General features: G+C 67.1%; 10 protein-coding genes. 2 read left to right on the top strand and 8 right to left on the bottom strand.

The features are described 5' to 3' along the window. Nucleotides 1-236: 236 nt before the first annotated feature. Genes PHA8399_RS08490 through PHA8399_RS08480 form a run of 3 tightly spaced genes read right to left on the bottom strand, consistent with a single transcriptional unit; the run spans nucleotide 237 to nucleotide 4,512 of the window. Nucleotides 237-1,439, bottom strand: coding sequence for an efflux RND transporter periplasmic adaptor subunit (locus PHA8399_RS08490; protein WP_058285719.1), 1,203 nt, complete (start codon nucleotides 1,437-1,439; stop codon nucleotides 237-239). Between the two features lie 4 nt (nucleotides 1,440-1,443). Continuing rightward, nucleotides 1,444-3,801 (bottom strand): ABC transporter permease, encoded by a 2,358-nt coding sequence (locus PHA8399_RS08485; RefSeq protein WP_058285718.1) that lies wholly within the window; start codon nucleotides 3,799-3,801, stop codon nucleotides 1,444-1,446. A 3-nt stretch (nucleotides 3,802-3,804) separates the two neighbouring features. Next, nucleotides 3,805-4,512, bottom strand: coding sequence for an ABC transporter ATP-binding protein (locus tag PHA8399_RS08480; RefSeq protein ID WP_058285717.1), 708 nt, complete (start codon nucleotides 4,510-4,512; stop codon nucleotides 3,805-3,807). 142 nt (nucleotides 4,513-4,654) lie between these two features. Between PHA8399_RS08480 and PHA8399_RS08475 the strand changes: the two genes are divergently transcribed. Further along, nucleotides 4,655-5,197: a MarR family winged helix-turn-helix transcriptional regulator gene (locus PHA8399_RS08475; protein WP_058285716.1), complete on the top strand. Its 543-nt coding sequence runs from the start codon at nucleotides 4,655-4,657 to the stop codon at nucleotides 5,195-5,197. Beyond that, complete coding sequence (locus PHA8399_RS08470; protein ID WP_058285715.1) at nucleotides 5,194-5,889, top strand: MOSC domain-containing protein; 696 nt, start codon at nucleotides 5,194-5,196, stop codon at nucleotides 5,887-5,889. The genes PHA8399_RS08475 and PHA8399_RS08470 overlap by 4 nt, the downstream gene beginning before the upstream one ends. Before the next feature lie 45 nt (nucleotides 5,890-5,934). On the opposite strand, the gene PHA8399_RS08465 is transcribed toward PHA8399_RS08470, so the two are convergent. The 5 genes from PHA8399_RS08465 to doeA all read right to left on the bottom strand — a co-directional run bounded on the left by PHA8399_RS08465 (nucleotide 5,935) and on the right by doeA (nucleotide 11,655). Continuing rightward, on the bottom strand, nucleotides 5,935-7,308 hold the full coding sequence (locus PHA8399_RS08465) for an aspartate aminotransferase family protein (protein WP_058285727.1): 1,374 nt from the start codon (nucleotides 7,306-7,308) through the stop codon (nucleotides 5,935-5,937). 79 nt (nucleotides 7,309-7,387) lie between these two features. Further along, nucleotides 7,388-8,863, bottom strand: coding sequence for an NAD-dependent succinate-semialdehyde dehydrogenase (locus PHA8399_RS08460; protein WP_058285714.1), 1,476 nt, complete (start codon nucleotides 8,861-8,863; stop codon nucleotides 7,388-7,390). A 115-nt stretch (nucleotides 8,864-8,978) separates the two neighbouring features. Continuing rightward, nucleotides 8,979-9,458 carry an Lrp/AsnC family transcriptional regulator gene (locus tag PHA8399_RS08455; RefSeq protein ID WP_027234599.1) on the bottom strand — a complete coding sequence of 160 codons (480 nt, stop codon included), beginning with the start codon at nucleotides 9,456-9,458 and terminating at the stop codon, nucleotides 8,979-8,981. Between the two features lie 13 nt (nucleotides 9,459-9,471). Beyond that, the gene (gene doeB / locus PHA8399_RS08450) at nucleotides 9,472-10,464 is read right to left on the bottom strand and encodes a N(2)-acetyl-L-2,4-diaminobutanoate deacetylase DoeB (RefSeq protein WP_058285713.1); all 993 of its coding nucleotides are present in this window, start codon (nucleotides 10,462-10,464) and stop codon (nucleotides 9,472-9,474) included. A 3-nt stretch (nucleotides 10,465-10,467) separates the two neighbouring features. After that, nucleotides 10,468-11,655, bottom strand: a complete 1,188-nt coding sequence (gene doeA, locus PHA8399_RS08445; protein WP_058285712.1) for an ectoine hydrolase DoeA — start codon at nucleotides 11,653-11,655, stop codon at nucleotides 10,468-10,470. Nucleotide 11,656 lies beyond the last annotated feature (1 nt).

Below are 11,656 nucleotides of genomic sequence, written 5' to 3'. Positions count from 1 at the left end.
ATTTCACCGCTCCGGCGCATCCTGTCATTTCGCGGGTGTCAGATCACCGTCCGGCCGCAGTCCGGGCTGCGCCCACCCTGCTTTGCCCTCCGGAAGACACGAGGTCTTCCGAAGTCAAAATCAGGGAAGGCTTCGCCACTGGCGGAACAGGAGGCGCGAGCGGGGATATTGGAGACACGGAAAAAGGAACGGTTCTGCCGCAAATGGCAAAGCTATGTGTCGCCCGGCAGCCGGCCTCAGCGCTCGGTGATCAGAACCCCGTCCGCGACCGCCTCGCCTGGGTGCAGGACCACCCGCTCGCCCGGCTCCAGCCCCGCCAGAACCTCAGCCACCTGGCCGTTGCGCCGCCCCAGCGTCAGCGGGCGCACCGCGGCGCGCCCGTCCGCCGCCACAAAGGCCGCCCAGCCGCCGCCGTCCCGGAACAGCGCGCTGACCGGGATCCGCAGCACGTCCTCCGCCTCCCATTCGATGATGCGGGCAAAGACCGAAAACCCCTCGCCCAGGCTGGTGCGCTGCGCCTTCGGTGTCACCAGGTCAAAGAACACATCCACCCGCTGCTCCTCGATCCCGAGCGCCGAAACCTTGGTGCGCGCCACCGGCTCGATCCGGTTCAGCACCGCCTCCAGCGGTCCAGGCCCGCCCCAGCGTTCGATGCTGGCGCGGGCGCCCGGCGCCAGCCGCACCGCGTCCGAGGACAAGAGATCGGCCACCAGCTCCAGATCCTGCGGATCGCCGATGGTGACCAGCAGATCCCCCGGCAGCACCGGGCGTTCGCTGATGGTGACCACCGACAGCACCACCCCGTCCGCCGGCGCGGTGATGCGGATGCAGCAGCTGTCCGGCACTTCCGCCCCCGCTTCGGGCAGGATCAGCGCCGCCTGCGCCCGCGCCAGGGTGCTTTGCGACATGTCCACCCTTGCGCTCGCCGCCTCCTCCCCCGCGGCGGCCACCGCCAGCCGCTGGGTGGCGTCCTCCAGCCGCGTCAGCGAGGCGACATTGCGCTCCGCCAGCGCCTTCACCCGCTCAAACTGGCTTTGCGCCAGGATGCGGTCCTCGATGGCCTTCTGCAGATCAGCGCGCGCCACATGCAGCGCCGCCTGCGCCTCCCGCAGCGTTGCCTGCGCCTGCGCCCGGGTGCGCGCATCCAGCAGATGCGGCCGCGCAGGCTCGACAATGGCGACCAGGGTTTCGCCCGCTGTCACCCGGTCCCCCGCCCGCACCGGCGACCGCCGCGCAGTGCCCGCAATCGGCGCCGCCACCTCGAACAGGTCGCGGACCCGGGTTTCGCCATCGGCATCAATGGTGATCTCCATCCGGCCGCGCGTTACCTCATGCAGGTCCACCGCCACCGGCTCCTCGCGGAACGCCACATAGAGCAGCGCCGCCAGCACACCGCCGCCGGTCACGTACAAAAGCAGGCTGCGCAGGTTCAGATGCATCGGGTCACTCCCTGGTTTTCATCACTGCCACAAGGTCCATCCGGTCCAGCCGCCGCCTCACAATCAGCACCGAGCACAGCGCCGCCGCCAGCACGATCAGGCTGGCGCCGGCAAAGGCGGCAGGCTCCAGCACCAGCGGGATGGTGTAAACGTCGCTGGAAAAGTTCTCCACCGCCAGCCGCGCGATCGCCGCACCGATCAGCCAGCCCGGCGGCTGCGCCAGGACCGCCAGCAGCATCATCTCCCCCGCCAGGATGAAAGACACTTCGCGGCGCGAGAACCCCAGAATGCGCAGGCTGGCCAGCTCGCGGGCGCGCTCCGACAGCTGGATGCGGGCGCCATTGTAGGCGACGCCGATGGTGATCAGCACCGCAATGGTGATGTAGACCATGTTCATCACAATCACCTGCTGCGCGATGACCTCCCGGAACGACCGGCGCATGTCCGTCATCACAGGCACCCCGGCCACTGCGGGCAGCGCCTTCAGCCGGGTGAACAGCGCGTCTTGGCGGCTGGGGTCGATGGCGATGCTGGCGGCGGAATACTGCGGCGCCTGCCGGAACAGCGCGTTCAGGCTGGCGTGATCCATATAGGCACCCAGCCCGAAATACTGCTTGACCGTGCCGGTGACCGGCAGCTGCCGGGTCTCGCGCCGCCCGCTGGTGAACTGCACCTCCACCAGCGTTCCCGGCACCGCGCCCAGCTGCTCCGCCAGCCGCTCGCTCAGCAGGATGCCGCCGGGGCCTGCATTGGCGACGCTGCCGTCGCTGGCCACCACCCGGCTCAGATCCGGGTCCGGCACCCGCGCCTCGATCGTCACCCGCTTCATCCGCGGCCCGTGCCGCAGGATGGCCGCCGCATACTGCTGCCCCTCCGCCTGCAGAACACCGGGCAGGGCGCGGATCTCCTCCAGCACCCTTTCCGGCTGATCATCGGTGAACATCACCACCGCATCCTGCCGGTTGCTCTGGTAAAACGCCGTGTCCATGATCTCATCCAGCGCATCCGCAAAGAAGGACGAGGCCACCACAGATGCCACCGCCAGCGCCAGCCCCAGCCCCGTCATCGCGCTGCGCAGCGGCCAGCGCAGCAAGCTGCGCAGGATCATGATGACAGGCTGCGACAGCCGCAGGCGCCGCATCAGCCGGTCCGCCGCCGAATGCTTGAACCGCGGCGGCGCGGGCGGCTGCATCGCCACCGCCGGCGCCAGCCGCGCCGCCCGCAGCGCCGCGCGCGCCGCCCCTGCGGTGGTGGTCAGCAGCGCCGCCAGCGCCGACAGCGCATAGGCCCAGGGCGACACCCGGTAGATCAGGAACGGAAAGTCAAAGTAGAAGGCATACTGGCGGGCCAGCAGCTGCGCCAGCCAGGTGCCCGCGGCCCAGCCGATCGCAATCCCCGCCAGCGCCACCAGCGCCGCCAGCATCAGGTAGTGCAGGCAGACCTCCGCATCGGAATAGCCCACCGCCTTCAGCAAGCCGATCTCGCTGCGCTCCAGCGCCACGATCCGGCTCATCACCATGCTGACCAGAAACGCCGAGATGCCAAAGAAGATCGGTGGCAGCACCATCGCGGTGCCTTTCATCTGGCTGATCTCCGCATCGACAATGGCGTGCGAGCTGTGCTGCGCCCGCCCCACGGCCCCCTGTCCGCCATAAGGCTCCAGCAGCTCATCCAGCCGCGCGATCACCTCCTCTTCCTGCACCCCGCGCGCGGTCTTCAGCGTCAGGTCATTGAAGGCGCCCGCCATGTCATAGGCGGCCTCCGCCTCCTCCCGCAGCATCCATAGGACGCCAAAGGACAGGTTGTCGGGCATCAGCGCACCGGGCCCCAGCGTATAGATGAACTCCGGCGACAGCGCGGTGCCGGTCACCGTCAGCTGCCGCTGGCGGCCGTCGAGAGTGGCCAGGAACCGGTCCCCCGGCACCAGCCCGTTGGCCAGCGCAAAGGGCGCGTTCACCGCAACCTCCCCCGGCAGCTGCGGCCAGTGGCCGCTGCGCAGCACCGGCAGGTTCAGCTGCGGCGGGCCGCTCTCCGGCAGCGACAGGATGCGCCCCACCGCACCCTTGGCCCGTCCCGGCATGTCGAGGTTGGCAAAACCGCTGACCCGCGCCTCCAGCGCCAGCACCCCCTCCACCGCGGCAATCTCCGGCAGCAGGCTGACCGGCGCCCGCCGGGCGGTGGCAAAGACATCGGCAAACCGGTTGCGCCCGTAATAGGCCTCCTGCGTGCCCTGCAGCGCCTGGTACATGCCCACCGCCGTCAGCAGGATCGAAACCCCGCAGGCCAGCACCATGGCAATCGCCAGCGCCTGCACCCAGAGCCGTTTGAAATCCCGCAGCAGTTTCCGGTCCAGCGCTTGCATGGCTCACCAGCTGATGTCCGCGGGCGCCAGCCGCTCGATGTTTTCCTGGATGCGGCTGATTCGCCCGTCCTGGAAGTAGATCACCCGGTGCGCGATCTTCTGGATGTCGGCGTTATGGGTGATCACCACCGTTGCGGTGCCGAAATCGCGGTTGATCTGGTGCAGCGCCTCCAGCACCTGAATGCCGGTCTTGCTGTCCAGCGCGCCGGTCGGCTCGTCGCACAGCAGCACCCCGGGGCGCTTGGCAATGGCGCGGGCAATCGCCACCCGCTGCTGCTCGCCGCCCGACATCTCCGCCGGGAAGTGGTCCATCCGGTGGCCCAGCCCCACCAGCTCCAGCGCCTCGGCGGCGGGCATCGGATCGCGCGCCACATCGGTGACCAGTTGCACGTTCTCGCGCGCGGTCAGGCTGGGCACCAGATTGTAGAACTGAAAGATGAACCCGACATGGTCGCGCCGGTAGCGGGTCAGCTCCCGGTCGCGCATCGCGGTCAGTTCCAGATCGCGGAACCAGACCCGCCCGTCCGTCACATGGTCCAGCCCGCCCAGGATGTTCAGCAAGGTCGACTTGCCGCTGCCGGAGGGACCCAGCAGCACCGCCAGCTCGCCGCCGGGCAGCTCCAGATCGACGCCCGCCAGCGCATGCACCTTGGCGCCGCCGGTGTCATAAACCTTGGTCACACCCTTCATGGTAAAGACAGGATCCGCCACAGCCGCCCTCCTCTCCCGGCGCAGTCTGCCACACGCGGCTGCGGACCGGAAATGATCTGCCTCAACCCTTCCGGCACACCCGCTAGGCCGGTGCGGCAGTGGCTGGCTTGCGCAATTCATTTCGACTCGCTATCTATTGCGGATGGATCACACCGCCCGCATCCCCGAGCTGATCAGCCGCCTCGCCCGCCTCGACGCCGGCGAAAGCTGGGCGGCTGAGCTGAACCCGGCGCAGCGGGCGGCGCTGGACTATCTCTCCCGCGCCAACCGGTTTTCCCGCAGCCCCTCGCATGTGGCCGCCTACCTTGGCAGCACCCGCGGCACCGTCTCGCAAACGCTCAAGGCACTGGCGCAGAAGGGCTATGTTGAGGAGGAGCGCTGCGACACCGACAAGCGGGTGATCCGCTTTGCCCTGACCGCCAGCGGCGCAGAGGCGACCGCCCTGCCCCGTGCCCTGGCAGACGCCGCGGCGGCCCTGCCCCCGGCGGACCGGACCGCGCTGCAGGCGGCGCTGGAACAGATCCTGGGCCGCATGATCGCGCAAAACGGCGGCCAGCCGTTCGGTCTCTGCCGCGCCTGCAGGCATTTCGCGCCGGACGGACCGGGCGGCTTCTGCCGTCTGCTGGCGGAGCCGCTGTCGCCCGAAGACACCCGCAAGATCTGCCACGAACAGGTGCCCGCATGACCCCAACGCCCCCCGCGTCCCGCATCGCCGGGCTGTTCCTCGGCTCTGTTGCCGCGCGCTGGCCCGGCCGCCCGCCTTCCGCCATCGGCAAGACCCGCGCGGACGGTCTGCAGCAGATCTCCGAACTGGGCTTCACCGGCGACGCCCAGGCCGACCCGCAAAATCACGGCGGCCCCGACAAGGCGATCCACCATTACCCGTCGGACCACTATCCGCAGTGGATGGCCGAGGGCCAGATTCCGGAGGGCACCGTTCCCGCCGCCTTTGGCGAAAACATCGCGGCGCTGGGAATGACAGAGACCAATCTCTGCATCGGCGACATCCTGCGGCTGGGCACGGCGGTGGTGCAGATCCGCCAGGGCCGCCAGCCCTGCTGGAAGGTCAGCCAGCACACCGGCAACCCCAAGATGGCCTATCTGTTCCAGAAAACCGGCCGCACCGGCTGCTACTATCGCGTTCTTGAAACGGGCCAGGCCGAGGCCGGCAGCGCCATCACCCTGATCGAACGCCTGCACCCGGACTGGAGCGTCGCGCGCGTCACCCGCCTCCGCCTCAGCTGCAAGGCCACCGCGCAGGAGGCCGCGGCACTGGCGCAATTGCCCGAACTGGCCGAGGGCTGGCGCCAGGCCTTTGCCCGCATGGCAGAGGGCGACACGGCAGAGGACACCAGCGCCCGCCTGATCGGCAGCTGATCCGCGCCCCGGCGCAGGCCGGGACGCAGCCCTGTTGCGGCAGGGTCAGCCCAGCACGGCCTGAACCGCCCGCACAGTGGCCGCAACCACCTGATCGGCCTCTGCCCGCGTCAGGCAGAACGGCGGCGCAAAGCCCAGGATATCGCCCTGCGGCATGGCCCGCGCGATCACCTTGTCCTGCTCCAGCAGCTTGGCCGAGATCTGCGGCCCGATCTTGTCGGCGGCATCAAAGAACGTGCGGCTGTCCTTGTCCTTCACGAACTCCATCGCGCACAGCATCCCCTCGCCGCGCACATCGCCCACATGGGCATGGCCCGCCAGCGCCTCTGCCATGGTGGCGTTCAGATAGGCCCCCACCTCACCGGCATTGCTGACAAGGTTCAGCTCATCGATCAGCTTGAGGTTCGCAACCCCCGCCGCCGCCCCGATCGGGTGCGCCGAATAGGTCCAGCCATGGCCGATCGGGCCGTTCTCGTCGGTGCCCTTCTCCAGCACCTTCCACACCTTGTCCGAGACGATGGAGCCACTCAGCGGCGCATAGGCCGAGGTGAGGCCCTTGGCGATGGTGATGATATCCGCCTCGATCCCGTAATGGTCCGAGCCGAACATGGAGCCGAGACGCCCGAACCCGGTCACAACCTCATCGGCCACCAGCAGAATGTCATGCTTCCTCAGCACGGCCTGAATGGCCTCCCAGTACCCCGCGGGCGGCGGCACGATGCCGCCGGTGCCCAGCACCGGCTCGCCGATGAAGGCCGCGATGGTATCCGCGCCCTCGCGCTCGATCAGCGCTTCCAGCTCGGCGGCGCAATGGGCCACGAACTGTTCCTCGCTCTGGTCCAGATCCGCACGGCGGTAATAGTAAGGCGCCTCGGTGTGAATGACCTGGTCCACCGGCAGATCGAACTTCTTGTGAAACAGCTCCAGCCCGGTCAGCGAGCCGGTAACCAGCCCGGACCCGTGGTAGCCGCGCCAGCGGGAGATGATCTTTTTCTTCTCCGGCCGCCCCAGGATATTGTTGTAATACCAGATCAGCTTAACGTTGGTCTCATTCGCGTCCGAGCCGCCGAGGCCGAAGTAGACCTTGGACATGTTCGCAGGCGCCCGGTCCAGGATCATCTTGGCCAGCGTGATCGAGGCCTCGGTGCCATGCCCTACATAGGAATGGTAATAGGCCAGCTCCCGCGCCTGATCTGCGATGGCCTCGGCAATTTCCTGGCGGCCATAGCCCGCGTTCACGCAATAAAGCCCGGCAAAGGCATCCAGCAGCTTGTTGCCGTCGCGGTCCTCGATGAACACGCCGGAGGCGGTCTTGATGACCCGGTTCGGGCTTTCGCCGCGGGCGTGCTGGGCCAGATGGGTGGAGGGGTGAAAGAAGTTCTCGCGGTCCCACTGGTCAAGCTGGTCGTTCTTCAGCATCGGATTTTCCTTCCATTTGCGTTCTGCGGCCAAGAATTTTTGAAAATTCTTGGCAAAAATCTTCGAAGATTTTTGTCTGTCACGCCCAGTCGCGGCAGACATATTTGACCTCGGTGAATTCCTCCATCCCCAGCCGCGCGCCTTCACGGCCCAGGCCGGATTGTTTGGTGCCGCCAAACGGGATCGGCGCGCCGGTCACCTTGGTGCGGTTCACCGCCACCATGCCGTATTGCAGCGCCCGGCTGAGGCGGTAGATGCGCCGCGGATCGTGGCTGTGGACATAGGCCACCAGCCCGTATTCGCTGTCATTGGCGCGCGCCACCACCTCCTCCTCGGTGTCAAAGGGGGTGATAGGGGCCACCGGGCCAAAGGTCTCCTCCGACATGATCAGCGCCTCCGCCGGCACATCGGTCAGCACGGTTGGTTCAAAAAACAGCGGCCCCAGCGGATGCCGCCTGCCGCCGCAGGCCAGCGTTGCGCCCTTGGCCAGCGCGTCCGCCACATGCGCCTCCTGCTTCTGCACCGCCTTTTCATTCATCAGCGGGCCGAGGTCGCAATCCTCCATCCCCCGCCCGAGGGTCAGCGCCTGCGCGGCCTTGGTAAACCTGGTGCAGAACTCGGCATACACCGCCCGCTCGACAAAAATCCGGTTGGCGCCCAGGCAATCCTGCCCGGAGGTGGCGAATTTCGCCTTGATGGTTTCGCGGACGGCCTTGTCCAGATCGCAGCCCTTGAAGACGATCACCGGCGCATGGCCGCCCAGCTCCATCACCAGCCGTTTTACCGTCCCGGCGGACTGGCGGTACAAAAGCTTGCCCACTTCGGTGGAGCCGGTGAAGGACAGCGCCCGCACCCGCGGGTCAGCGGTCCAGGGCTCCACCACGGTGGCGGCCTTGCCCGTCACCACGTTGAACACCCCCGGCGGAAAGCCCGCGCGCTCTGCCAGCTCCGCCAGCGCCAGCGCACTGAACGGAGTTTCAGCGGAGGGGTGCGCCACCACGGTGCAGCCCGCGGCCAGCGCCGCCGCCGCCTTGCGCGTCAGCATCGCCGAGGGGAAGTTCCACGGCGTGATCAGCGCCGCCACCCCCACCGGCTCGCGCCACAGCTCGACCTCGGCGTCCGGCAAGTGGCTGGTGACGCCTTCGATATTCGGGCGCTTGGCCTCCTCGGCATAGAACTCCACAAAGGCCGCGCCGTAATCAATCTCGCCGCGCGCCTCCGACAGCGGCTTGCCCTGTTCCAGCACCATGATGCGGGCGAGGTCTTCCTTGTGCTGCAGCTGCAGCGCATACCAGCGCCGCAGAATCGCCGCGCGCTGTTGCGGCAGCAGCCCTGCCCAACCCGCAAACGCCGCCTGCGCCGCATCCACCGCGGCAGAGGAGTCCTCTGCCGTCAGGCTCGCCACATGGCCCAGCTCGGTGCCATCGGCCGGGTCGCTGACCGGAAAGGTCTCGCCATTGCCCGCAGCGCGCCACTTGCCGCCGATGTAGGAAAAAGAGCGCACCAGAGCCTTGTCGGCAATGTCCGCACGGGCAGAGAGAGCGGTCTCTGTCATGATTGTCCTCCTCACGTCTTGCAGAGGAGTGTGCCTGTCCGCAGCAGAGGAAGTGACTGAAGTTCAGGCGCGGTGCAGAAGAAACAGCTGCCAGGCAGGTGCTTTGGCGCGGGGTTCACCCCTGCCCCAGCAGAACATCGAGCGGCGGCGCGCCCGCGCCCTTCACCGGCTTTGTCACCACATAGGTGAAATAGCGCGACAGGCCGATGCGGGCGTCCAGCATCTCGTCGATCAGCCGCTGATAGGCGTCGATGTCGCGGGTGACGATCTGCAAGAGGTAGTCGAACCCGCCCCCCAGCGCCCAGCAGGCGGTGACCTCGTCATAGCGCTGCATCGCCGCCTCAAACGCGCGGAAGCTGGCGGCGGTGTGGTCGGCGATTTCCGCCGCGACAAACACCGTCACATGCGGCGCCAGCTTGCGCAGGTTGATGCGGGCGCCGTAGCCCTCGATCAGCCCCGCCTGCTCCAGCTTCTTCAGCCGGTCCCAGCAGGGCGTCGGCGACAGGCCGATCCGGTCGGCCAGCGCGGCCTTAGTGATGCGCCCCTCGGTGGAGAGCACGCGCAGAATGTCGAGGTCGCGCTGGTCCAGTTGCATGCCTTCCGCCCTATCAGCCGCCGGAGACGCCGACAACCGCCACGCAGTCGCCGGATTTGATCAGGCCGGGGAAGTGGCGGCTGATCACCAGCCCCGCGCGCCGCGCGCGGTATTCCACCGGCGGCTGGCCGGTGCGGTCCAGCGGCCAGACCCGCGCCAGCAGGTCGCCCTTGGCCACCGGTGCGCCCAGATCGGCCATGATCTCAAACAGCCCGTCGCCCTCGCTGAACAGGAAACAGTCATCGTCCGGCATCGAGAGGCGGAAGGTTTCGTCCATCTGCATCTGCCCGTGCAGGATGCCCGCATGGATCAGCACATTGCGCAGCCCCTTCTTGGCAATCGCATTGCCCCGCGCGGTGGACGATCCGCCGCCGCCCAGTTCCGTGGTGACCAGCACCTTGCCCATCTGCTCCACCGCGGTGTCGTACATGCCCGCGCTGTCGATCTCCAACAGCTCCACCGAATAGGGCGCGTTGAACGCCTTCATCGCGGCAAAACAGGCCTCCTGCGTGTCCTTGTCCTCCAGGATATGCGCGGCGGCGAAGGGCACGAAATCCAGCGTCTTGCCGCCGGAGTGGAAATCCACCGCCAGATCCGCCATCGGCAAGAGCGTGCGCTGGAAGTAGTCGGCAATCTTCTCGGTCACGGTGCCGTCCGGGCGGCCCGGGAACGCGCGGTTCAGGTTGCCCCTGTCGATGGGTGAGGTGCGGGTGCCCGCCCGGAACGCCGGGTAATTGAAAGCCGGCACGATGATCAGCCGGCCGGTCACATCTTCGGCGCGGGTAGTGGCGGCCAGCTCCTGCAGGGCAATCGGGCCTTCGTATTCATCGCCGTGGTTGGCCCCTGTGAGCAACGCCGTCGGCCCCTCGCCGTTCTTGATCACCGTCAGCGGGATCATCACCGAACCCCAGGCCGAGTCATCGCGGCTGTAGGGCAGCTTCAGATAGCCATGGTGCACCCCGTCCCGGTCCAGCGGGATGGTGGGGGAAATCGGATTTGGCTTCATGGCTCAGTCCTTCACGAACATCTTGCGCGGCACATCGGACAGGCACTCCGGCCCGTTTTCCCCGATGCGGATGCTTTCGGTGATTTCAAAGCCCCAGTCCTCCATCCAGAGGCCGGTCATGAAGTGGAAGGTCATGTTTTCCTGCAGCACAGTGGTGTCACCCGCCCGCAGCGACATGGTGCGCTCGCCCCAGTCCGGCGGGTAGGAAACGCCGATCGGATAGCCGGTGCGGTTGTCCTTTTCGATTCCGTAGGTCTTCAGCACCTTGAAAAACGCCTTGGCGATGTCCTCGCAGGTGTTCCCGGCCTTGGCCATCTCGAGGCCCGCCTCCATGCCCTCCAGCACCGCCTTCTCCGCATCCAGGAAGGTCTGCGTCGGTTTACCCAGGAACACGGTGCGCGACAGCGGGCAGTGATAGCGGTGCACCACGCCCGCGATCTCAAAAAACGTGCCCTCGCCGGATTTCATCGGCAGATCGTCCCAGGTCAGATGCGGCGCGGCGGCGTCGGAACCGGAGGGCAGCAGCGGCACAATGGCCGGGTAATCGCCGCCAAAGCCCAAGTCCGCGTCATAGCGCAGCCCAGCGTCATAGATTTCCGCCACCAGATCGCATTTGCGCATCCCCGGCTCGACACGCTCAAAAATCCGCTGGTGCATCCGCTCCACGATCTTGCCCGCCTGCCGCAAATAGGCCAGCTCGGCCTCGGACTTCACCGCCCGCTGCCAGTTGACCAGCACGTTGGCATCGCCGAACCGCGCATCCGGCAGGTGCTTCTGCAGCGATGCATAGGCGGCGGTGGTGAAATAGTAATTGTCCATCTCAACGCCGATCACGCCGCCGTCCAGCCCGCGGTCCGTAAGCTGCGCCGACAGATAGTCCATCGGGTGCCGCTCGGTCGACTGCACGTAATGGTCCGGATAGCCAATGATATTGGCCGGATCCATCCAACAGGTGCGCAAGGCGCCATTGGCGTCCTGCCCGCGGCCGTACCAGACCGGCTCGCCGTGCAGGCTGACGACAACGCATTGATGCACATAGAAGGACCAGCCGTCATAGCCGGTCAGCCAGTTCATGTTCGACGGATCGGTGACGATCAGAAGATCAAGCCCGCGGCGGGACATTTCGGCCCGGGTCTTGTCCAGACGCGCCTGATATTCAGCGCGGGAGAAATACAGCTTGGGGTCTGCCATA

This window comes from Leisingera aquaemixtae (assembly GCF_001458395.1).
Lineage (GTDB): Bacteria > Pseudomonadota > Alphaproteobacteria > Rhodobacterales > Rhodobacteraceae > Leisingera > Leisingera aquaemixtae.
This window is presented reverse-complemented; position numbering and strand designations above follow the sequence as displayed.